The 21,691-nt window shown below is 68.8% G+C and carries 17 protein-coding genes, 1 tRNA gene and 2 pseudogenes; 8 read left to right on the forward strand and 12 right to left on the reverse strand.

The genetic code is table 11. The annotated features are described in order from the left end of the window. The first annotated feature begins 41 nt into the window (after positions 1–41). Together AOK00_RS00305 and AOK00_RS00310 are read left to right on the forward strand one after the other, a co-directional pair. Positions 42–422 (forward strand): DUF6221 family protein, encoded by a 381-nt coding sequence (locus AOK00_RS00305; RefSeq protein WP_055598327.1) that lies wholly within the window; start codon positions 42–44, stop codon positions 420–422. Positions 423–816: 394 nt separating this feature from the next. Continuing rightward, positions 817–2,346, forward strand: coding sequence for a hypothetical protein (locus AOK00_RS00310; RefSeq protein ID WP_055598306.1), 1,530 nt, complete (start codon positions 817–819; stop codon positions 2,344–2,346). 143 nt (positions 2,347–2,489) lie between these two features. On the opposite strand, the gene AOK00_RS00315 is transcribed toward AOK00_RS00310, so the two are convergent. The 4 genes from AOK00_RS00315 to AOK00_RS00335 all read right to left on the reverse strand — a co-directional run bounded on the left by AOK00_RS00315 (position 2,490) and on the right by AOK00_RS00335 (position 9,549). Then, positions 2,490–4,547: a WD40 repeat domain-containing serine/threonine protein kinase gene (locus AOK00_RS00315; RefSeq protein WP_055598307.1), complete on the reverse strand. Its 2,058-nt coding sequence runs from the start codon at positions 4,545–4,547 to the stop codon at positions 2,490–2,492. 77 nt (positions 4,548–4,624) lie between these two features. Then, positions 4,625–6,637 (reverse strand): WD40 repeat domain-containing serine/threonine protein kinase, encoded by a 2,013-nt coding sequence (locus AOK00_RS00320; RefSeq protein WP_079041756.1) that lies wholly within the window; start codon positions 6,635–6,637, stop codon positions 4,625–4,627. Positions 6,638–7,563: 926 nt separating this feature from the next. Beyond that, entirely contained in the window at positions 7,564–8,610 is a 1,047-nt protein-coding gene (locus AOK00_RS00330; RefSeq protein WP_055598310.1) for a fatty acid desaturase family protein, read from the reverse strand. A gap of 453 nt (positions 8,611–9,063) precedes the next feature. After that, positions 9,064–9,549, reverse strand: coding sequence for a DUF488 domain-containing protein (locus tag AOK00_RS00335; RefSeq protein WP_055598311.1), 486 nt, complete (start codon positions 9,547–9,549; stop codon positions 9,064–9,066). Between the two features lie 836 nt (positions 9,550–10,385). Here AOK00_RS00335 and AOK00_RS00340 point away from each other — a divergent pair. Continuing rightward, positions 10,386–10,658: a GlsB/YeaQ/YmgE family stress response membrane protein gene (locus AOK00_RS00340; protein ID WP_055598312.1), complete on the forward strand. Its 273-nt coding sequence runs from the start codon at positions 10,386–10,388 to the stop codon at positions 10,656–10,658. A gap of 13 nt (positions 10,659–10,671) precedes the next feature. On the opposite strand, the gene AOK00_RS00345 is transcribed toward AOK00_RS00340, so the two are convergent. From AOK00_RS00345 to AOK00_RS36560, 3 genes and pseudogenes are all read right to left on the reverse strand, one after another. Beyond that, positions 10,672–11,001 (reverse strand): hypothetical protein, encoded by a 330-nt coding sequence (locus tag AOK00_RS00345; RefSeq protein ID WP_055598313.1) that lies wholly within the window; start codon positions 10,999–11,001, stop codon positions 10,672–10,674. Positions 11,002–12,205: 1,204 nt separating this feature from the next. After that, positions 12,206–12,646 carry a DUF5959 family protein gene (locus AOK00_RS00350; protein ID WP_159041657.1) on the reverse strand — a complete coding sequence of 147 codons (441 nt, stop codon included), beginning with the start codon at positions 12,644–12,646 and terminating at the stop codon, positions 12,206–12,208. A gap of 210 nt (positions 12,647–12,856) precedes the next feature. Continuing rightward, a pseudogene (locus AOK00_RS36560) lies at positions 12,857–13,649 on the reverse strand (IS5 family transposase). A 95-nt stretch (positions 13,650–13,744) separates the two neighbouring features. Here AOK00_RS36560 and AOK00_RS00355 point away from each other — a divergent pair. Then, positions 13,745–14,356, forward strand: coding sequence for an SMI1/KNR4 family protein (locus AOK00_RS00355; RefSeq protein WP_055598315.1), 612 nt, complete (start codon positions 13,745–13,747; stop codon positions 14,354–14,356). Positions 14,357–14,651: 295 nt separating this feature from the next. Further along, a pseudogene (locus AOK00_RS41530) lies at positions 14,652–14,938 on the forward strand (transposase); the annotation flags it as partial. 166 nt (positions 14,939–15,104) lie between these two features. Here AOK00_RS41530 and AOK00_RS00360 read toward each other — a convergent pair. Together AOK00_RS00360 and AOK00_RS00365 are read right to left on the reverse strand one after the other, a co-directional pair. Next, on the reverse strand, positions 15,105–15,683 hold the full coding sequence (locus AOK00_RS00360; RefSeq protein WP_055598316.1) for an SMI1/KNR4 family protein: 579 nt from the start codon (positions 15,681–15,683) through the stop codon (positions 15,105–15,107). A 330-nt stretch (positions 15,684–16,013) separates the two neighbouring features. Beyond that, the gene (locus AOK00_RS00365) at positions 16,014–16,403 is read right to left on the reverse strand and encodes a response regulator transcription factor (RefSeq protein WP_055598317.1); all 390 of its coding nucleotides are present in this window, start codon (positions 16,401–16,403) and stop codon (positions 16,014–16,016) included. A gap of 175 nt (positions 16,404–16,578) precedes the next feature. Between AOK00_RS00365 and AOK00_RS00370 the strand changes: the two genes are divergently transcribed. Both AOK00_RS00370 and AOK00_RS00375 read left to right on the forward strand, forming a co-directional pair. Then, complete coding sequence (locus AOK00_RS00370; RefSeq protein WP_055598318.1) at positions 16,579–16,800, forward strand: hypothetical protein; 222 nt, start codon at positions 16,579–16,581, stop codon at positions 16,798–16,800. A gap of 274 nt (positions 16,801–17,074) precedes the next feature. Further along, positions 17,075–17,872, forward strand: coding sequence for an SGNH/GDSL hydrolase family protein (locus AOK00_RS00375; RefSeq protein ID WP_055598319.1), 798 nt, complete (start codon positions 17,075–17,077; stop codon positions 17,870–17,872). A 101-nt stretch (positions 17,873–17,973) separates the two neighbouring features. On the opposite strand, the gene AOK00_RS38870 is transcribed toward AOK00_RS00375, so the two are convergent. Next, a tRNA-OTHER gene (locus AOK00_RS38870) sits at positions 17,974–18,092 on the reverse strand. Positions 18,093–18,853: 761 nt separating this feature from the next. Between AOK00_RS38870 and AOK00_RS00385 the strand changes: the two genes are divergently transcribed. Further along, positions 18,854–19,312, forward strand: a complete 459-nt coding sequence (locus tag AOK00_RS00385) for a hypothetical protein (RefSeq protein WP_055598321.1) — start codon at positions 18,854–18,856, stop codon at positions 19,310–19,312. A gap of 89 nt (positions 19,313–19,401) precedes the next feature. On the opposite strand, the gene AOK00_RS00390 is transcribed toward AOK00_RS00385, so the two are convergent. Together AOK00_RS00390 and AOK00_RS00395 are read right to left on the reverse strand one after the other, a co-directional pair. Next, positions 19,402–21,021, reverse strand: coding sequence for a sodium/solute symporter (locus AOK00_RS00390; RefSeq protein ID WP_055598322.1), 1,620 nt, complete (start codon positions 21,019–21,021; stop codon positions 19,402–19,404). Then, entirely contained in the window at positions 21,018–21,455 is a 438-nt protein-coding gene (locus tag AOK00_RS00395; protein ID WP_063886484.1) for a DUF485 domain-containing protein, read from the reverse strand. The genes AOK00_RS00390 and AOK00_RS00395 overlap by 4 nt, the downstream gene beginning before the upstream one ends. Positions 21,456–21,691: the final 236 nt, after the last annotated feature.

A 21,691-nucleotide genomic window follows, 5' to 3' on the forward strand; every position in this document is an offset into this window, starting at 1 on the left:
TTGGGGCGCCCGGGCCCCGGCGCATCGGCCAAAATGCCCCCATGAGTCAAGATCTGGTGACGTTCCTCAACGCACGGCTGGACGAGGAGGCCGACCTGGCCCGACGCTGCGACGGCGACGGATCTGGGGAGTGGGCCGCTCAGGGGCACACTGTCGACTTCGGTCAAGGAGAACTCGCCGGATTCCATCCTGCGGTCGCCCTGCACGTGGCGCTGTACGACCCGGCTCGCGTTCTCCGGGAGGTCGAGGCCAAGCGACGCGTGCTCGCCCGCCATGAGTTCAGTCCGGCCATAGGCGACCCGGAACTCCCCTGGGACAACCGCGATGATTGCCAGTACGACGGCGAGCCCTGGCCGTGCGACGACCTGCTCGATCTCGCCTCGCCCTACATCGATCACCCTGACTATCCGGGACACCCCTGAGTGGAGATCGTTTACGGGGTAGCCCTTAGCTCTCGCAATGTACCCAGCAACGAACAACACCCACGCCACGCCACCCCGCAGCCGCTCCCGCCTCTCCCAAGCCGTCACCTGCGACTGGCACCAGTTCCGGATCCTCGCCCGCACAGGCCTCGCCCGCTACGACGAAGACGGGGCCCGCCCTGCGCCGCGCTCTCGCGATCGTCCCCGGCCGGCCCCTCGCCGCAATCGACCCCCAGCGCCACGCCTGGGCCGAGCCGGCCGTCCAGGAAATGGTCTCGGCCATCGCCGACGTTGCCTACGAGCTGTCCACTCGCCGCCGAGGGGCCGCCGACTATGCTGGCCGCGCTCTGGGCCGCGCACCAAGGTCCTGGCCAGAGACCGAGGGGGTACCACCATGCCGCAGGTCTACCGGGCGGAACAGCTCCTGCCGGGCGACTACGTGCGGACCGGATTCGAGCGATTCAGCGCCGACGGCCCACGCGCGGGCGAGTACTACGCACGCATCGAACACGTTGAGCACGTCGAGCGTCCCGACTTCGTCGGCCCGGACACCGGCTTCGGGCTGGATCACACCGTGAAGCGCTTGGTGGCAGTTCGCATCCAGGGCATGCCCGGTCCCGTGCTCCTACGCGCCGGAGATCACCACGTGGCCAGGGCCATCGACGAGGAACGGCAGAGGTGGGACCGCCTGCACCCGACATGGCCGGAGCCGTCCACGGCTATGTTCGTCGGAGGCAAGGCACAGACGGAGCTCCTCTGGGGTCGCACTGAAACTCCAGGGCCGGAGCCGATCCGATCGAGCCCTGGCAGCGAGGTCAGGCGCAGGCCGAGGACGTTCGAGAAACGCGCCGGCGCCCTTCGTGTGGGTGACTACCTGCAGACTCAGACCTGCAGGTTCCCCGCCGAGGACATGGGAGTCGACGAAGGGTTCTGGCGGGTGGAGTGGATCGCCCACCTTGAGGGCGCGGCCCTGCAGAACCTGTTGGCCGACCCCGCATGGGCACGTGGCAGGGTGACGCTGGCCAACGTCTACGGCATCTCGGGGGTCCTGGTGATTCCCGAGACCAGCGTGCGGGTTCTCGTCGTCCCCAATCCCGAACGGCTGCGCAACGATCTTGACGGACCCTGGCGCGAGAGGCCGTACTTCCAGTTCGTTGGCGCCACTGTTCCCAACGAAGAGGATCAACAGCGACGGGACGCCGTCCTGCGCTCACCGGCCCAGGCGGATGAAGCTGACCTCTACCCGAGCGCCTTCTCCGACCCTGCCGACCGTGAGCTCTTCTTGAACGGGGTGCAGGGGATCCGTCCCGTGCCGGCCTCGCAGCTGCCGTGGCCCCACCGTCTGTCCAAATGCCGTCACTTTCCGCGTGTGGAAGCGATCGAGAAGAGCTATCCAGACGACTGGTACGCCGGACAGGTGGCGCATGCCGAGCTCTTCGCCCGTCTGACGCCGGAGGACTTCGCCGCCTGCCCGTATCACCAAGGGAACTGGGCAGCGATTGCCGAGGCCGCGACCGAACTGGCGGCCGCCCAACTCGCCGGCGACGACGAACGCGAGAGAACGGCGTACGCGATGGAGCACCTGGACAAACAGGATCGCCAGTGGGCCCGCGCCCTGGTGGCGGATCCCATCTGCTGGGACGACAACCATGACAGTCTGACGAACGGACAACACCGAACCTGTGCCCTACGTGCGGCAGGGGTCCCCTACCTGCCAGTCGAAGGCCGCCACCTGCCCCACGCCTCCAAGCCGGATAGCGTGGACGCCCGCACTCACGCCCAACAGACCGTCCACGGTTTCTGGCGCGACGTTCTCACCGCCGTCTTCGGTCCCGCGCACCCGCTGGTAAAGGCAGTGCCCCTGCTCATGCGCTTTCCGATCTTGAGGCTGCTTCTCTCCTCGGCACGAGAGCGCCGCGAGTAGGGACCCGACACCCCCAGCTCCTGACAGTTCGTGCTGTCCACCGAACCCCCGCGCTCCAGCACCATCCCCGCAGCCTGACGCCGTCCTACAGGACGGTCGCCGTGGATGGGCCCGTCACCACCCGTAGGGTGGTCCCGGCCACGTCAGGGCATCTGCCAGAGCAGGACCGAGGTCTTGGCTTCAGGGGTGATCGCCAAGCTGAGGCCGATTGCCACGGTCTTGCCGTCCGGGCTGACGGCCACTGCCTCGACCTGGTTGGGGCACTCGTAGCTGCCGACCTCTTTCCCTGCGACCGTGTCCCATACGTTGACGGTCGTGCCGGCGCCGCTGACCAGGAGGCGTCCCTCCGGATGGAACGCGAGGGCTGTGGCCCAGTCCTTGAGCCGGATGACCTCCGAGCGGGTTTCGGTGTTCCACAGCGCGATACTGCCGCTGTTGTTCCCGTAGGCGAGGAGGCTCCCGTCCGGGCTGAACACGGCGACCTTGGTGTTGCCGCTGCCCTTGACCGTGCCGGTGACCTTGCCCGCGGGGGTCAGGGTCTCCAGGGAGTTCCCACCACTGACCAGCATTTCACCGTCGCTGCGGAACGCCACGGGGCCGCCGGGTTCGTTCGTGGAGACGCTCGTGTGCTTGCCGGACGGCAGGTCCCAGAGGTGCAGGCTCTCCCCGGTGCTCGCGGCCAGCCTCTTGCGGTCCGTGCTGATCGCCAGGCCCGTGGGCCAGCCCTCCTGGCTCGTGCCACCCTCGGTGGACAGCGTGAACGTGTGCACGATCTTGCCGGTGGTCGTGTCCCAGATGCGGACCCTGCCCTCCTCCGCTCTGACCAGGAAACTGAGATCCCGACTGAACACCGCTTCTTGCCGGTACCTTTGGGCGCCGATGTGGACCGGGTCGCCTGCCCCGGTGCTCGGATTCCAGCGCCAGATGGTGCTCTGGTCCGCTCCGTACAGCTGCCTGCCATCCTGGCTGAAGGCGAGCGTTCGCCCGCCTTCGAGGCCCTTGAGGAGAACGACCTCGTCGGCTTCTTCCGGCTTTGAAGTGAGCGGCAGGGGGGCGGGCTTGTCACCGGCGTCGGAGGAGCCGCCCGCCTTGTCGTCGTTGCGCAGAAGCATCGGCACCCCGACCGCTGTGGCGGCTACCGCCGTCCCGAGCCCGGCGAACAGGAGCGTCCGTCGCGACAGCCCGCCCGGGCGGGTCCTGTCGCCCGCCTCTTCAGTGGTGCTCGCCGGCCCGAAACCCGGTGGCGGAGCACTGGGGGCTGCGGTGACGGTCGGCGGGTACGTCACCTGTGGGGACGGGGCAGCCGCGGGTGCACCCGCCAGAGCCATGGGGATACGAGGGTCTACCGAGCCGGCTCCCGCCGGTCGCGGCCCCGCAGCCCGACCCCCGCCTGCGGCTGCACGCGTTGCGAACAGCCCTGGCAGCTCATCAACGGCCGGCCGCGCCTCGGGGGCCTTGGCCAGGCACGCGGCGAGCAGCTCCCGCAGCGCACCGTCGTCGATGCCGTCGAGCGTGGGTGCCTCGTCCAGGATGCGCTGGACGATTTCGATCAGTGTGGGAGCGTCGAACGGCCCGCGCCCTGTCGCGGCGAACGCGAGTACCGAGCCGAGCGAGAACACATCGCTCGCCGTTCCCGCCCGGTCGGCCCGGATCTGCTCCGGCGACATGTACGAGTAGGTGCCGATGACGGTGCCCGTCGCGGTGAGCGAGCTGGCGTCCACGGCGCGGGCGATACCGAAGTCGATGACGCGCGGCACGTCGGCGGCGATGATCACGTTGCCCGGTTTCAAGTCCCGGTGCACAAGGCCGCACTTGTGGATCGCGGCGAGTCCTTCAGCGAGCCCTGCACCGAGCCGCCGCACGGCTGTGGCATCCAGCGGTCCGCCCTTGGCGACGACTTCATGCAGTGTCGGTCCCGGGATGAATGCCGTGACGAGCCACGGGGACGCGGCTCCGGGATCGGCGTCGACCACCTGGGCGGTGTGGAAGCCGCCCACCCGCCGCGCCGCGTCGACTTCGCGGGCGAACCGCTCCCGGAAGTGCGGGGCCGCCGAGAGCTCTCGCTTGATCAGTTTGACTGCGACCTTCCGGCCGCCCGGTGACGTGCCGAGAAAGACCGATCCCATGCCTCCCTCCCCGAGCCGTCCGTCCAAGCGGTAGGGGCCGACCCACTGCGGATCGTCGGGCCTGAGTGCGTCCATGTGTTCCGTCCGGTGCGAGGAAAATCAGAGGGGGCTGAGCGAGGCGGCGGCTTGAGTGGTCTCTCCAGTGCTGCCGCTCACGGCAGCTTCCACAGCTGGATCGACGGCTCGATCCCGTCCTCGCCGGCCGCCGGGGTGCACACACCCGCCAGAGTCCTGCCGTCCGGGGTGAAGGCAAGGTGGCCGATGTAGGCCCGCATCGGGGTCTTCGGATCGCCGACGACCAAGGTGGTGACGAGATTCCCGCCGGCCACGTCCCAGACGCTGACCGTGCGGCCGACGGTGTCGGTCTTCTCGGTCTCTACGAAGCGGCCGCCTCCCACGACGATCGCCTTGCCTGAAGTCCCGGCGTCGGCGGGCCGGTATGCCGCGCTGTCCAGGTGCCCGTGCTGGTCGGTGAGCTTCCTGGTGATTCTTCCGGAGGCCACGTCCCATAACAGGACGCCGGGGCCGTTCGCGATGAGAATCTTGCCGTCGGTGCTGAACGACACCTCGGAGTAGTCGTCGTCCTCACCGTCGCGCAGGGTCTTCAGCAAGCGGCCGCTTGCGGTATCCCACAATCGGATGCCGCTCTTGTCGGCTGCGGCGGCGACGCTGGCGAAGGTCTTGCCGTCCGGGCTGAAGTCGATGCTTCCCGCCTTCCCGTCGAGCGTCTCGCGGACCCGGCCCGTGCTCGGGTCCATCAGCTCGATCCGGCCGCCGACGCCGACGGCGAGGGTCTTGCCGTCCGGACTCACGGCCAGGCAACGGACGAAGTCGTCCTCACTCCTATAGGCAGCCAGTTTCTTCTTCGCGGCCCCGCTGTTCGCGTCCCAGGCGAGCAGCTCCATGAGAGCGCCGGAGTACAGGGTGGCGCCGTCGAGGCTGAAGGCCACCGCCCTGACGGCATTGGTGTGGCCTTCGAAGGTTGTCTTCTCGCGGCGCGCAGTGAGGTCCCACAGCTTCAGCGTCGTGTCGTAGCCGCCCGTGGCGAGGAACCTTCCGTCCCGGCTGACCGCCATGCTCTCGATGTTCCCTTCGTGACCCTTGAGTTCGCCGACGGGCCTGGTGATGTCCCGCTCGGGGCTCTTGCTCGCCTTCGGCTTGCCCTTCGGCTCGGCGGGTGGTGTGTCCTTCGGCCACAGGACGAATGCGGCGGGCACGGCGACCACGGCCGTCGCGGCGGCCAGCCCACCGAACAGTACGGAGCGGCGCCGGATCGGATGGCCGTCGACGGGAGTCGTTGCGGGAAGCGGGGGTGTCACCGGAGGCATGGTCGGCACAGGAGGCGCGGCGGGGGCTGTGACAGCCAACCGGCACAGGACCTCGGAGGTCGGCGGGCGCCCGGTGGGGGCCTTGGCGAGGCAGTGGCAGACCAGGGCGTGCAGCGCGCTGCCCACAGCGATGCCGTTGAGTACGGGTGCCTCGCTCGTGACCCGGTGGATGATCGCCAGGACGGTCGACGCGTCGAACGGGCCCCGGCCGGTAGCGGCAAAGGCGAGCACCGAGCCCAGTGAGAAGACGTCACTGGCCGGGGTCACCTGGGCGGGGGCACGAATCTGCTCTGGCGACATGTAGGCGTAGGTGCCGATGATGGCGCCCGTGTGCGTCATCGGACCGGCGTCGGGGGCGTGCGCGATCCCGAAGTCGATGATGCGCGGGCCGTCGGCGGCGAGTATGACGTTGCCGGGCTTCAGATCCCGGTGCACAAGACCGCAGTTGTGGACCGCGGCCAAGCCCTCAGCGATTCCGGCGCCCAGGCGGAGCACGGCGTCCGGAAGGAGCGGGCCTTGCGCGGCGACGACCTGCTGGAGCGTGGGGCCCGGGATGTACTCGGCGGCCAGCCAGGGCGATGCGGCGTCAGGATCGGCGTCGACGATCTGGGCGGTGTGGAATCCGCCCACCTGCCGTGCCGACTCGACCTCGCGGGCGAATCGTGCGCGGAACTGAGGGGCGGACGCGAGCTCCGGCCGGATGACTTTCACCGCGACCTTGCGTCCGGCCGCCGATGTTCCGAGAAATACCTGCCCCATGCCCCCGGCGCCGAGTCGCCCTTCGAACTGGTACGGACCGATGCGCCGGGGATCCGTAAAGGCCAGAGGCTCCACCATGACTACGCGAATCTCCCAGATATCTGTGTGATCACACACGGAATTCAACCGTGCCCGGATGCATGAGCTGGGACGCCGACCTATTCCCGAGGCCCTGATCCGATCGGACCGGCCCTGGGGGCACCAGCCCGGTGGACCGCGAGAGCGGCATGGTTTCCCTCTTCGCCATGGGCCAGCTCCCCCATACCCGCCTGAACTGCACCGACCCACGGTCAACGGACGTTGTCATCGCCGTGAGCTGACGCGTGCCGCCACCCATACCCGGGTCGGCGAAGCCCATCTGCCTTTCACCGGCGATGGCCGCGAATGCGCTTTCCCAGGCGGGCCTTAGGGCCCGCGTATCGGGAGGTCGAAGTCCTGCGGGTGTCGCCGATGGTGAGAACGCGACGGCGAGCGTGATCAGCGGCGGCGTACCTCAGCCGACGCTGACGATGCCCCCCACCACGTACCCGGCCCACGGCGGGCGTCTGGCCACGAGGTGGCCTGCTTCTCGCCCAGCCATGCAGCCGTGCCTGATCCTGTCATGCCTTCCCTACCCCCAGGAATCCCATCGTCGCCACGGTGTTGTGGTGGGTTCACAACTCCGCACTCTGATTGCCACTCTGGGGCACCCCCATGCTCCGGCGCTGAAATCGTGCTGCAAAGAGCATGAATCCCGTGGCCACACCCTCGCCGCGCCTGTCACAAGGCCCACGAGCCTGGCTGATGGCCGGTCACCGCTCGAGCCACGCCCCGACGTCGCGTGGAAACGGCGAGGCGTGCGTTCAGGAGTCTCGACTGCGGCATGTCCGTCACCTGAGGCCGCTGCGGAAGCTGATACCGCGGCCCCGCGGCCGGTCGCTGACGTGGACCGGTTGTGGATCGTGGACGGCACCTTGATCCCGGTCCGCGACCGCAGCGTAGGCGGGTGCCGGCTGGTGGTGGCGTCAGGTGGTCCGCGGCCTTCTCAGGGGTGCTCCCGCCGCGTGGAGGCTGGCAAGGGTCTGCCGGTAGGAGTTGATCAGGCTGGTCTCCGCGTAGCTGACCCCGAGCTCCTGGCAGTACTGGCGGACGATGGTCCGGGCCTTGCGCAGGTGCACGCTGGGCATGCTCGGGAAGAGGTGGTGCTCGATCTGGTAGTTGAGACCGCCGAGGGCGATGTCGGTCAACCGGCCTCCGCGCACGTTGCGGGAGGTCAGGACCTGTCGCCTCAGGAAGTCGGGGCGCTCGGCGCCTCGCAGGATCGGCATGCCCTTGTGGTTCGGGGCGAAGATCGAGCCGAGGTGGACGCCGAAGAGGCACTGGTGGACCAGGAGGAAGACGACCGCCTTGCCGGGCGGCAGCACAAGGAACAGCGTGCCGAGGTAGGCGGCGATGTGCCCAGCGAGCAGGGTCCCTTCCCACATGCGGTGTTTGAGCGAGGGGTCGAGCAGCGACCGCATCCCGGTCGCGTGCAGGTTGAACCCCTCCAGCGTGAGCAGCGGGAAGAAGAGGAACGCCTGCGAACGGCCGAGCAGCCGCGGCAGTCCCCTGGCCGCGCGGGCCTGGTCCTGCGTCCAGACGAGGATGTCCGGGTCGAGGTCGGGATCGAGACCCTCGTGGTTGGGATTGGCGTGGTGGCGGGTGTGCTTGTCCTGCCACCAGCCGTACCCCATGCCGATACCGAGGTTGCCGGCGAAGCGGCCGGAGATCTCGCTGGCCTTGCGCAGGCGGAAGACCTGTCGGTGGGCGACGTCGTGCGCGAGCAGCGCTACCTGCCCGAACACGAGGGCCAGAAAACCGGCCACCAGCAGCGTCCGCCAGCTGTCGCCGATCATGACGAACGCCGTCCAGCCGGCGGCGTACAGGGCGGTGACGGCCGTGATGCGCAGCGCGTAGTACCCGGGGCGCCGGGCCATGAGCCCAGCCTCCTGGATCTTGCGGGAGAGACGGGCGAAGTCGCTCCCCGTATCCGCCCGTACGGGAGGGGGACGCACCGTCTCGGAGGAATGCATGATCAGAAGCCACTTTCCGTTCCGTCGGAGAGAAGGCAGCACCGGCCCGGGCGGAGCGCTCCAGCCGGGGCTCCACCCGGCCTGCGGGTGGCACTCCCCATACCGCGCATACCCGGGATATCGGAATCGACGTATGTCTGGGTCCACCTTCCGTTCCCACTGCCGGCGACGGGGCGCCGGTCTGGCCCACACGGCGTTTCCGCTGAGGCGAAGCCGCTGCGAGCAAGTGTGAGCGGTCACGTGAGTCAGTCCCGCCCCCACTCCCGCCCGTGAGCCCGCTGCGGCCGACGGCACCCCTGCCGGGCGGAGCGTGCAGCCACCAGGAGCACCGGCGCGCCTGCGGCGGCGTGTCTGCCGGGGGCTGGTCCGGGTGAGGCGCTCGCCTTGGACAGTGCCAAGCGATGAGCATGATCAGCGGGGGCTGTCCGCCTACGAGCGCGGTGACGAGACGGATCAGCCCGGACGGATGGTCGTGACGGGCAGGCCGTGCTCGGCGCGCAGGCGCTCGGCCACGAGTGAGCGGTGGCATGCCTGCGGATCGCGCTCGACGCAGAAGAGGGCGGTCACCGAGCCTCTCGGAAGCTCGGCCACGAGCGTGCCGAGGTCGAACGGGTCGAGGATCTCACGGGTGTATCGCTCGGCGTACTCGGGCGCCAGCGCGATCCGGTTGCGCTTTCCCACGCCTTGGCGGTCGTCCTCGCGGTACTGGAGATGACGCAGTTCCGTCGTCGGCGCCAGCTCCTTCACGTGCCGGTAGCCGATGTTCGCCGTGGCGAGCGCGCGCTGGAGCCGCGCCGAGTTCGCCCAGGCGTAGTCGGGGCCCCGAACGCCGCGGCGCTGGCGGAGGTCGAGCAGCAGCGCCACGCCCCCGCTGGCGAGCTTCTCCAGAAAAGCCTCAGCCGTGAAGCCGTAGACGCCGATCGTCGCAATGTGTCTCATCGCAGTACCCCTCATGGGCGTGGGGGCGCCGAGTCCATGTCTGAGGCACTCGCCGCCTGGCGTCGCACGGCGCGCGCTGCTCCTGCACACGCCGCTGTACGTCGGCGGTGGGCTCGGCCACGCCACCCCGCCCACCTCTGCTACGGCATGAGTGACGGCTGCCGGCGAGCCCGACCTCAAGGGCTGCCTGCCTCACCGGGGCACCTGCCCGAAGTAGCCGGTGCTACGCCGGCAGGCTGAGCGCCCGCGCCCGTCATGCAGTGCGGCCGAGTGGTCTCCCGGCCTGAGACAGGGCAGCGGGGGGTCCAACGGTGACGGCGTCGAGCGCGGTGAACACGCTACGGCGGCAGCGTAGGGCCGCCCCGGTTCGGCAGACTTGATCGGCCCGGCAGCCGCATGCCGCGGCCGGACACCCGTTGCGGTCAGGACTGCCGTCCCTGACGGGCTGATCCATGGCGCGGTAGTGGCGTGGACGTCGTCGGCCGACGCCTGATGCGGGTCCCACGACGCGGCGGCGACGCACCAGGAGGAGCGCGCCGAACGGGTTCCCGTCGCCGGCAGCAGCGTCTACGACAGACCGGCACCCCAAACCGAAGCGCTGGAACGACCCGTTCCACGCCACCGAGCAGGAGAGCCCCGGACGCGGGCCCCCATCACCAAAGGGGCGCCCACGAGCCACGGCGACCGAATCCGTGGAATTCCGGCAGACCCCAAATTTCGAGAGCCGCGTCATCCCCCCACACTTCGGCGAGATGGTCAGACTGTCGGATGTTTGGAAATCCCCGGGCTGTGAAGAAGCTGAACTACCACCGGCTACGACCAGGCAGGAAGGCATCATGGGCATCATTGCTTGGATACTCATCGGGCTGCTCGCCGGCCTCATCGCCAAGGCGCTGATGCCGGGCAAGGACCCGGGCGGCCTCATCATCACCATGCTCATCGGCATCGCGGGGGGCCTGCTCGGCGGCTGGCTCGGCAAGGTCATCTTTGGCGTCGACTCCATCGATGGCTTCTTCGATCTCTCCACCTGGATCGCCGCCATCGTCGGCTCCCTCATCCTCCTTGCCCTCTACCGCCTCATCACCCGCAAGAAGCACCGCCATGCCTGACGCGGCGCGCTGATCAGCCCACCACCCGAAACGGCTCCCCCTCCCGCTTGAGGGCGGAGCCGTTTCCTGGGCTCGGCACTCGGCTCCCGTTCACGGCGACGTCGTTGCCCCTCCGTCGACGATGCGTTCCATCCAGTCGTTCGAGCATCTCGTTCAAAGCCGTGGCGGCCCGCTCGCGCCTCATCTGCACGCCCTCGCCGACAAGCCGGTGCATCACCGGCCTCAACGTGACCTTGAGCGGCGCGTACCCGTCCACGTCATGTACCCCTCCGCGCGGCCGCCGGGCGCTGTTCTCGAAGATGAGCACGTGGGGCCGCACGGCGCACTCACTCCAGAACTGCAAGGTTCGCCACCTCATCAGCCGCAACGCGCGGCACCGCCGGACCTCACCGACTCACACCCTGTCCAGTGCTCGAAGCTCGTACGGAAGAACGCGTGACCGTGCGGCAGCTCATCCATCGAGGATCCTGAACCCGAGAGCCCCGTGCGGGCAGAACGCGCGAGGACCGGCCGGCGCCCAGCGCCACCGGTCTTTTCAAAGACCTCGCACGGTCGGAGGTGCCGTAGGCGTCACCACGGCACCGACCGGACCACACACGTCCTGCCCCGGCGGACGCCGCCCGCCAGCCCCTCAGAGATCCAGAACCTCTCATGGCTGACGAATGAGACGTGCCGTCGCGACGACCAGGCTCGACCACGGCAGCTGACCTGCACAAATGGAAGACCACCATTTTCGGGGTTCCCGCCTCCGGCAGCACATCCGGTCCCCCGCCCAGTGCAACGCCGCCATACACCTGTCCCGCTCCCCTTCCGGTACAACCCTCCTGCGGGCCGGAGTGAGGCCGCCAGCCGCCCCTGCCGAGATCGACACTGCCCGACGCGGTGGCAGCTGCGCCGGCACAACGACGACGGGGGCGAGGAACGAGATGAACGCAGCCCTCGCCGCCGGGGTGGGGCGTACAGCATGAGCGACGGTCCCGGTAACAGGAGAACGCAGTTGGTTGGAGACCTGTTGCCCCTTCCAAGGTGTCGGCAGCCAGCGGATGATGTTGGCGAGCACCGCGACGCCCCTTCCGACAGACCGTGGCGGCCTTCGTCGACGACCTGCGCGCACCTGCGCGCCGGTCGCTTCCGCGCCGGTCTCCGCGTCCAGCGCGTCCAGCGCGCATCCGGCAGCTACGAACTCACCTGGCGCATGGGCTCCGGCACCGCGGGACGCGCAACCTGGGAGTACGGGGTGGCTTTCTTCGCGAAACCGGTTCTAGTGCGGGTGAGTATGGACCGCCACTGCTTCCAGTCCACCAGGTCAGCCCAGTTTGATGCCGGCCTGGCCCCGTCGCCGGCGATGCGAGCGAAGGGCTTCGTCGGCGAGGCCCGAAGGGCCGAGCGCCGCTCCGGCGTGTTGACTGAACAGGCTTGTGCGAATGCTCAGGTCAGAGACTGGTCGCTGCTGGACGAAGGAGCCACGAAGAGTGGCCTGCTGCGCCGGTCACGGTCGGCCTGGGGTCGCTGAGAGGTTCCGGTACTGCGCTGCTGTACCGGGGCAGCTAGCGCAGTGCGGTCGGATGCACGTGCCTCCAAGCCGTGCGGATTCCACCGAGCAGCTCGCGTTGTTCTTTGATCCAACCGCGGTTCACTTCCAGGCTGATGGCCACCCGAGTTGTCTGCTGGTCGGCGACCGTGACAGTGATCTGGTCCTGGTCGTCTTCCCTGTCCACGAGCTGGATGCCTATCTCGGCTACTCGGGCGTGCTCGCGCCACACCGCGTCTCGGCCGGCCTCGACCTCGTCCAGCACGTGCTCCCAGGGAGCGAGGTCGGACGGCTCGACGTAGGTGCGAGTGAGTCCGGCCACGAAGTCGTTGTGCACCATCAGCTCGCCACTGGTGTCCGGAATGCCGGACACATTTGATTCATCGAGTTCAATGGCTACGCTGCCGCCGTACTTGCCAGTGATCCGCAGCAGAGTGAACCGCTCACGATCTTCCACGTCCCGCCCCAGGGTGTTGGCTACCCAGCTTTTTGCCGTGCAGCGTACAGGCCCTGCGGTCGGGTGACCGCGTGAGGTCGCAGAAGCGGGTGTGGACTGAAGCTGCCAAGGAGCGACGGATCATGGCCCCATACGCCGGCTCCGTAGACGGGCAGGTTGTGAGCCTGCCCGCTGTCGCTCGGATCAGGGCCGTGATCCTTAGAGGACGTCTTAGTTGGTGATTCGGCGGTAGCAGATGAGTGCTGCGGCGATGCCAATGAAGCCAAGAAAGTGATCTGGCATACGTTCATAGCGGCGATGTAGGCGACGGAGTCCGTTCATCCAGGCCACGGTCCGTTTAACCACCCAGCGGTGCCGGCCGAGTCGCTCCGATGACTCGATGCCCTTGCGTGCGATACGAGGCGTGATGTTCCGGTCTCGTAGCCATCGTCGAAGGTGGGGATAGTCGTGGCCCTTGTCTCCGTGAAGCTTCGCAGGACGGCGTCGGCGTGGTCCACGACGCGAGCGAATCGGCGGAATGCCCTGGACCAGGGGCTTGAGTCCTTGGCTGTCATGGGTGTTCGCCCCGGAGATGCCGGCTGAGAGAGGCAGTCCGTTGCGATCGGTCAGCAGGTGGATCTTGGATCCCATCTTGCCTCGATCGGTCGAATTCGGTCCCGTTAGGGCCCCCCTTGAGAGCCCGGAGACTGACTGAGTCGATGGCGCATCGAGACCCGTCGAGGATGCCGTCGGAACCGAGCTCGTCGAGGATCACCCGGTGAAGCTTCGCCCAGACACGGGCTTCGGTCCACTGAGAGCCGGCGATGGACCGTCTGCCAGGAAGCCCCGAAGACTGGTGGAAGCTGCCGCCACGTGCAGCCGGAGGTGGCGACGAACAGGATCGCGGCCAGAACACCACGGTCGTCAGTCTGCGACGTCCACCTCCTTGGGGACGGACCGGTGCCTCAGGCACCACTCGCAGGAGGAGTTCCCACAACTTGTCCGGCACCAGCCGCTGCGTCATCTCCATGCCACCACAACGAGGGACCCGGCTGACCGGAGTCATGAGATGTGGTCGATGCTGTCCGAGACGTGGCCCGTCAGCATCCTTGAGGAACCATGACCGACTACCTGCAAGCCATCTTCGACATGCTCGGCCCGGCGGAGAACCGATATGCCGACCATGCCGCGTGGCTTCGCCTGGAGCAGGAGCTCGGCAGAGAACTCCCCACGGACTACAAGGCGATCGTCGACGCCTACGCGCCCGTCCAACTCAATGGCCACCTCTACCTCTCGGCTCATCCGGCTTGCGCAGGAAGCGAGCTGGGCGAGGAGATCCGGTCGACGTCGAGAGCTTGGGCGGAGAGCCTGTGGGAGTCCTACGACCTGGCTCCCGACGAGGATCCCCGTGTGATCTGCAACCGTCCGCAGATCACCTTCGGCACCCCCGACGGCCTCATCCCACTCGCCGGCACGGACCAGGGAGCCGCCATCTTCCTCGCTCCAGAAGTCCACGGATTTCCCGACGGCGTGGTCGTTCAGGGGGCAGAGGGAGAATGGGCCGGCCACCCCATGACCTTCGCCGAGTGGCTGTATCGCTATCTGATCGGTGAGGAGATGGCCGGCTGGGACAGCGCGACCTTCTACCCCGGCCCCGTCCAGCTGGAGTACCTGCCCACAGGACCGGGAGAACGCACCCGCAAGACATACGGCCCAGAGCGCGGCATGTGAGGTCCGCACCAAGCGAGACGACTTCTTAGCGCAGAGAGGGCACCCCTCACGTGATCTGGCGCCGCATCGGAACCCGCTCGATCCTCACCGAGCCCTGGCTGCCGAGTGTGCCCGTCGTGCCGGACCGGCAGCAGTCATGGTGTGCCGGCATCACGCGGATTGGCTGTACTCGTTGGGTGGGGTATGAAGCAACCCACCCCTCAGGACCCGCTGGGCGAGAGCCCGGTGGTCACGGTGTGTGCGCCCGCTGATGCCGTCGGAGCCGAGCGGTGAAGCACCTGCGACAGCGGGCCCATCCGCATTGGACGAGCAGACCGCCACCGTTCCCTGGACCGACGCGACCGCGCTGACCGTCCGAGCCTGACCGCCTCGCTGCCGGCCGTCCTTGACCAGCGAAGACTCTCGCCCGGCCGGATCGGGGAACTCCTGGAGGCCCACATTTCGAAAGCCCTGACGCCGATGCCAGGAGTCGGCGTCAGGATCGGAGGCCGAATCCTGATCGAGGACGGTGACGGCAGCACATTCCCGACCGCCGGCCACCTCGCTGCCTACGTGGGACTCGCCCCGGCGACCCGGAGCTCGGTGCACGACGTGCTCGTGGATTCGAACGGTGGGCTGGACGTCCCCACGGTCTGCGGGAAGCTCGCCCGGGATCCTGAAGAAGCCGTCCGGCGGGGTGCCACAGCCCATCTCGGCGTGGACAGACGCCGAAGGACCTTGATTCCGAGCCGTACCGTCTGCGTGCTGCTCAGTCCTCGCTGATCGTTTGCAGCGCTTCGTCCCAGACGTTGCCCCCGTCGGCCCAGGTCCAGAGCCAGTGGCGCAGCGACGACGCTGCGTAACGCAGGCCGTCGTGAGGGCCCTGTCCCCAGTCCGGCTCCCAGCCGTCGGCGTCGTAGAGCAGGACCGGGTGGTCGACCGCCATCAGCGAGACGTACCACTCCATGCTGCAGCCGCCGCCCGTCAGATAGAACCATGACCGCGGCGGTGCCCAACCGGGGCGCTGGTCGTGGATGGTCAGCGCGCAATGCCAGTCCGTCAGATCCCCGGGCGAGCGGAGGCCCTCCGTCAACGACGCCAGACCCCCCTCTGGCCCAAATCCCCCGTCACCGATCTCGGTGTAGATGCGCCGGAGCAGGTCGGGCAGGCGATACCCGATCTTCCGTTCCGCGCGCTCCAGCTCGGCCACAGCAAGCGGAGGGAAAGGGCCCGCCGGCATGACGGTGGGGTAGGGAACCACGCCTCCTCCGGCACCCCATGCGAGGGCGTGAAGCCTCTCCAGCAGCGCGTCGTCATCCGCGGCAGTACGGAAGGCAGGATGGGTCACGCAGCAGGAGTCTAGTGCGAGACGCATTCAGCGCACCCCGGGCCCGGGCGGGGGTGCCGCCGAGACCGCCCGAGACCCTCCGCGGGCAGGGCACAGGCCAGTGGTACTACGGGGCCCGCCCTGCATGACCTGTCCCGACGAGACTTCGACACCTGAGCCTGACCGGCGCCCTGTACGGACGCAGACCTGCGGCGGCGGTCCGCCTGGGAAGTCCCCCACAGGCCCACGACAGGACCGCGATGTGGGCACTCCGATCACGACCCGCAGCCCGGCACCGCCGCCCGGTGTCGGGCAGCCTGCACAAACATCTGGCGCAGAGGACGAGAAGGCCTACTGTGGTGCGCGGAGCAGTACGGCGAGGGACGCGGCGAGTTCCGCAGGGTCCACGGGCAGGGTGATCACGGCGTCGGCGTGGCTCCAGGAAGCCAGCCAGGCGTCCTGCGGCCGTCCGATCAGAAGCAGGACCGGTGGGCAGCGGAAGACCTCGTTCTTGAGCTGTCGGCACACCCCCGCACCGCCGGCAGGCACCGCTTCGCCGTCCAGCACGCAGGCGTCTATAGGGCTTGTTTCCAGCGCCAGCAGGACCGCGGGCAGAGTCGCACACTCGACGAACGCGACCGGCGGGACATCGGACGTGGGGCCACGGCCGATCGCCAGCCGGACTTGCGCCCGGGTACCGGCGTCGCTGCTGTACAGGAGGACCGAGACGCTCGGCAGCATCGTTGCTCCGGCTGCATGATCAACATGGCGGACCACAGTCGCCACCTGCCGGCGGCAGGCAGATCCAGAGGTTCAAAGTTACATAAATCGGGGTATTTTCGCATGTTCGGCATCCGCCGGGCGCCCGCCCCGTCCCGTACCGGCAGGCATTCGACTGGCATGGCGGTGAGAACCGATGACCCAGTGCAAGACCCCCGACTTCCGCACCGGCCACCGCGGCCCCCACTGGACCCACGCCCTTCGCTGCGCCCAGAAGGCCGGAGCCGTCATCGTCACCGACGATACGGAGGAACCGGTGACCTACGCCCACGAAGCCTCCGGACCCGGCCGCTTCCGGCCCTGGATCACCGACTCAGGCTCCCGCTACGACAGCCACGACGTCCACCCCGAGTGGTAGCCGCCGACGGTTCCGCCCCGTACGGCCACACAGATTCACCACGACTCCGGCCAGGCACGATGGCCGGTCTCGCTGTAGGGCGCTGCCGTGCCTCATCTTGGCCGGCGGTCCGGCGGAGCAGGCGTGTCCGTCGCCGTACAGGCTCATGACGCTCAGCAGGGGTTGTCCGCCCTCCGCCAGGCCCCATCTAATCATCGACATGACTACTCACTTTATTGAGTAGTATGCGGTTCCGGGTGCGGCACGCTGATGCCGCGGGAGAGACGGACGGCGCATGAGTAACGGTCAGTACGTGCGGTACGTCGCGCTGGGCGACAGCCAGACCGAGGGGGTCGGCGACGGCGACGACATCACCGGGCTGCGTGGCTTCGCGGACCGCCTCGCCGAGAGGATCGCGACGGTGAGCCCCGAGGTCCGGTACGCCAACCTGGCCATCCGGGGCCGGCTCGCCGGACAGGTCCGCGCGGAGCAGCTCGGCCCCGCGCTCGCCCTCCGCCCCGACGTCGCCACTGTGGTCGCCGGGGTCAACGACCTGCTGCGACCCCGGTTCGACCCGGACGAGACCGCGGCCCATGTGGAGGCGATGTTCGCCGCGCTCACCAGCACGGGCGCACACGTCGCGACTGTCACGATCCCCGACATCACCCGTATCGCGCCCATCGCCCGCCCCGTCGCACCCCGGATCGCCGCCCTCAACGACCGCATACGGCTGGCAGCGGCCCGGCACGGCGTCGCTCTCGCCGAGACCTCTCCGCACGCCGCCGCCACCGATCGGCGTCTCTGGGCCGCGGACCGACTGCATGCGAGCCCGCTGGGACACGATCGGATCTCCGCCGCGCTCGCCCACGCGCTCGGCCTGCCGGGCAGCGACGACTCGTGGACCCTGGAGCTGGCTCCCGACACGGACGCGGCCGCCGGCGCGGTACGCACGGCAGCCGCCGAACTACGCTGGGCCGCGGGGTTCCTCGGCCCCTGGCTGGTACGCCGCCTGCGGGGCCGCTCCTCCGGCGACGGCCGCGCCGCCCGGCGCCCGGAGCTGCTGCCCGTGGCGATGCCGCCGGTCAGCACCTGAACAACAAGAGCGCCGCGCGGCCGTAGCGCGACGATCGCGGCCGAGCCGAGTGGGCGTTCCCTTCCGACGGGGTAGCGCGTTGCTCCGACCCAGTACGGTTGCGATGCCGACGGGATTCGAACCCGCGAGACAGACAGGGGCAAGGCCGCCCCGTCTCCGTCACTCGCCGCGAGGGGGCCCTCCCCCACGGCGATCGCATTGGACCGCTCTGCCACGGCACGCAACCTGCAGGACCACGCGCAGTCCCACTCGCACTCAGGATAGAGACGTCGTTCGTCACAGACGAGTCCATATTTGAGACCCGACGATCGTTGCGAAGCCGTAGGCCTCTGCGGCTTGATCGGTGACCGGCCCTCTCCACCCTCAGCCGGCCCGAGGGCTTCAGAGGCAGGCCAGCGGGACGTCCTTCTCGATGCAGAGTCGCAGAATGTCCGCCAAGCCGGCGGGAGTCCGTGATGTGCTGCAAGCGGGAGCTGGTCGCCGGCCTCACTCGCCCACTGGTCGGTGATCGCCTTCAACCGAGGCAGGAACACCGCGCAGTCGGCGGGCGCGAGGTCGTCACCGCCGGTATCCGGATGACCGAGGGGTGGCTCCAGAACAGTGGCCACCTCGTTCCTCGGACGCTCGCCCGACCCCCGCGTCTCAGAGAGGACGAGCTTCTCGGCTCGACAGACCCGTCCTAAGCTCGACCGGCATCAACAGAACCAGGGGGAATAGATGGACTGGCAGTGCGCAAAGTGCGGGGAGCCCATCGCCTTCGCCGACGGGGAGTCGATAGTGGACGCCACCCGCCGCCACTCACGCGAAGCCGTACACGCGTGGACTGGTGCACAGCGGACACATCCGAACGGCGCTGAGCAGCGGTGGCTCACGCCGTCCGAGCGCGCCGACCGCTCCGACCGCTCCGACCGCTCCTCGACCTCCCGTCCTGAGTCCGTTGACCTGTCCGGGCACAGCGCTGCTCGCCCCCGAGAGGGAACGGTGAAGAAGGCCAACGGAGCCGAGAGGTGGGGCCCCGCGGGCGCCGCCCTCTACCTCGTCGCCGGTCTCGTGATCGCCATCGGCTTCATGGCCTTCCCCGCCGGCTCTGCCGGGAAGCCAGACCCCAGCCCCTCGGGGCCGTCCACCGTCCTGCACCCCGGGCCCGACGGCAGCCCTTCTGAGCCGTACACCGCTTCGATCACCGAGCCCGAGGACAGCTCCACCCCGACGTCGCCCACACCTGTCGGCTCCTCTGCCCCCGCGTACATCCCCGAGCCGGGCGACGGCACGAACACCGCAGGCGGCCGGCCTCGCGACGCACGCGACAACGACAGCTACTACGACGGGAACTACGACAACGACGACGAGTGGCACCGCGACCACGGCAACCCTGACGAGTATTACGACGGCGACTACGGCAACGACGACGACTACCACCGCAAGTACGGCAGGGACTGACCGTTCGCTCGGCCAGGCGCCTCGGCACAGCCGAAAGGGCGCCCGGCCTGAAGTTCCAGGCCGGGCGCCCTTTCGTCGGGGCGTGCGCGTCAGGACGCGGAGACGCTGTTCGCCGCGGGTGTGCCGGCCAGGATCGTCTCCTCCACCGCTTCGTACCGCATGCGCTGTTCGGCCGGGTCACGCTCGTGGAGCACCGTGCCGAGCCAGCCCGCGAGGAAGCCCAGCGGGGCCGAGAGGATGCCCGACGTGGTGAACGGGAACCAGTTGAAGTCCTGGTCCGGGAAGATCGCCTGGGGCGATCCGGACACCAGGTTGCTGCCGGCCATGAGGATGAACGCGGAGGCGCTGCCCACGATGAGGGTGCAGAGCAGTCCCTTACGGGAGTAGCGGCGCCAGAACAGGCTGTAGATGAGGGCCGGTGCGACCGCGGACGCGCCGATGCAGAACGACAGGGTGAGCAGTGCCTGCAGGTTCAGATGCCGTGCACCGGCGGCGATCGCTATCGCCACGAGCCCGACGACCGCCGCGGCGGTCCGGGCGATGGCCATCTCTGCGGAGTCCTTCAGTTGCGCCTTGCGGCGCAACCCGTGCGCGATGAGGTCGTGCGCCAGGGTGTTGGCACAGGCGAGGGTGATCCCGGCGACCGAGGCCAGCAGGGTGAGGAAGATGGCTGTCGACACGGCCGTGAACACCAGTGTCTCGACGGTCGTCTGGTCCGTGCCCATGACGGCCTGGCTGACCATGAGGAACGCCGTCTTGCCCTGCGGGTCGCCGGCGACGATCCCCTGGTGGCCGACGATCGCTGCCGCGCCGAAGCCTATGACGGCGATCAGCAGACAGGTCACGACGACGGTCGACACGGCCCAGGACATCGAGCGCCGCACGGCTGCCGCGCTGCGCGCGGTGAACATGCGCATGGTGATCTGCGGCAGCACCGCGGCGCCGAGCACGACCGTCAACTGAGTGCTGATCATGTCGAGTTCGTTGCCGCCGAACTGCAGACCGGAGGCGAGATAGGCGTCTCCCGCCCCGCTGCCGCGCTTGGCGGCGTCCAGCAGGGAGGGCAGGCTGAAGTCGAAGCGGTTGAGGATGAGCGCGGCGATCGCGAAGGACGCGCCGAGCAGGGCGACGGTCTTGACGATCTGGATGAAGGCGGTGCCCTTCATGCCGCCGATCGCCGCGTACGCGATCATCAGCAGGCCCAGGAACACGATCGCCCCGGTCTTGAAGCCGTCGGAGTCGAAGCCGAGGACGACGGAGAGAAGATCGCCGGCACCCGCGAGCTGGAAGATCACCAGCGGCAGCAGTGCGGTCAGGGTGACCGCGGCCGTGGTGATCCGCACGGCGGGGCCGGGGAGACGCCGGGTGAAGACGTCGCCGATCGTGAACCGGCCGGCGTTACGCAGCGGTTCGGCGAGCAGGAACATCATCAGGACCAGCGAGAGCGCGGTGCTCAGGGCGAGCGTGACGCCGTCGTACCCGACGAGCGCGATGATGCCGATGGTGCCGAGCACGGTGCCGGCGGAGATGTAGTCGCCGGCGATCGCGAGACCGCTCTGCACAGGAGAGAGCGAGCGGTAGCCGGTGTAGAAGTCACCCAGGTCATCACGATCGGGGCCGGTCATCACGCACAGCAGCAGCGTGACCGTGATGACCGCGATGAACGCCATCAGCGACATGGTCTGGGCCTCGGAGCTGAAGCTGGTCATGCGCGCGCACCTCCGGTGGGCTGCTGCCACGCGGGACGTCCGGAGCGACCCTGGCGTTCTGGGCGGGGCGCGGCCGCCGCGGCCGCCTGCTCGGCACGTTCGCGGATCGCCGTGGCGAGCGGGTCGACGTGCTTGCGCGCGATCCGCTCGTACAGCGCGATCGCAGCCAGCGCGACAGGCAGCTGGAGGAGCCCCAGGACCAGACCGGTGGTGAGACCACCGGTGATCTTGCTGGTCATCATCGAGGGGGCGTAGCCGGACAGGAAAAGGAAGATGACGAAGTAGCCGAGCGCGGTGAAGGTGGCGACGCGGCGGAGCCGGCGGTAAGCCGATCCGAGCCGGTGCAGATCATCACGATCGTCGGTGCCGGCGAGCGGTTGCGGCTGCGGGGACGCGTCCCAGGGCTGCTGCGCGGAGTCCCAGCCCTGCGGCAAGGAGTCCCACGCTCGCGGGGACGAGTCCCGGGCTGCCTGTGGATGGGCGTCCCAGGACGGCGATCCACCCTCCCAGGACTGCGACGCCGCCTCGTGGCGGTGCCGCCCGGCATTCCGGTGCTCGGGTATGGGTGGTGGGCCGGGGAAAGGCTGGTGGTACGACATCGATCTTGCTCCTTGCCGCCCCGGGGACCGGGCGGGTGGCGCTGGTGGTCCGCGTACGTTACTCATGGGTA

This window comes from Streptomyces aureus, assembly GCF_001418135.1.
GTDB lineage: Bacteria > Actinomycetota > Actinomycetes > Streptomycetales > Streptomycetaceae > Streptomyces > Streptomyces aureus_A.

Bases quoted from the DNA above. Each gene is read 5' to 3' on its own strand.
- AOK00_RS00305 (WP_055598327.1), top strand. From the start codon at position 42: ATGAGTCAAGATCTGGTGACGTTCCTCAACGCACGGCTGGACGAGGAG.
- AOK00_RS00310 (WP_055598306.1), top strand. From the start codon at position 817: ATGCCGCAGGTCTACCGGGCGGAACAGCTCCTGCCGGGCGACTACGTG.
- AOK00_RS00315 (WP_055598307.1), bottom strand. From the start codon at position 4,547: ATGGACGCACTCAGGCCCGACGATCCGCAGTGGGTCGGCCCCTACCGC.
- AOK00_RS00320 (WP_079041756.1), bottom strand. From the start codon at position 6,637: ATGGTGGAGCCTCTGGCCTTTACGGATCCCCGGCGCATCGGTCCGTAC.
- AOK00_RS00330 (WP_055598310.1), bottom strand. From the start codon at position 8,610: ATGCATTCCTCCGAGACGGTGCGTCCCCCTCCCGTACGGGCGGATACG.
- AOK00_RS00335 (WP_055598311.1), bottom strand. From the start codon at position 9,549: ATGAGACACATTGCGACGATCGGCGTCTACGGCTTCACGGCTGAGGCT.
- AOK00_RS00340 (WP_055598312.1), top strand. From the start codon at position 10,386: ATGGGCATCATTGCTTGGATACTCATCGGGCTGCTCGCCGGCCTCATC.
- AOK00_RS00355 (WP_055598315.1), top strand. From the start codon at position 13,745: ATGACCGACTACCTGCAAGCCATCTTCGACATGCTCGGCCCGGCGGAG.
- AOK00_RS00365 (WP_055598317.1), bottom strand. From the start codon at position 16,403: ATGCTGCCGAGCGTCTCGGTCCTCCTGTACAGCAGCGACGCCGGTACC.
- AOK00_RS00370 (WP_055598318.1), top strand. From the start codon at position 16,579: ATGACCCAGTGCAAGACCCCCGACTTCCGCACCGGCCACCGCGGCCCC.
- AOK00_RS00375 (WP_055598319.1), top strand. From the start codon at position 17,075: ATGAGTAACGGTCAGTACGTGCGGTACGTCGCGCTGGGCGACAGCCAG.
- AOK00_RS00390 (WP_055598322.1), bottom strand. From the start codon at position 21,021: ATGACCAGCTTCAGCTCCGAGGCCCAGACCATGTCGCTGATGGCGTTC.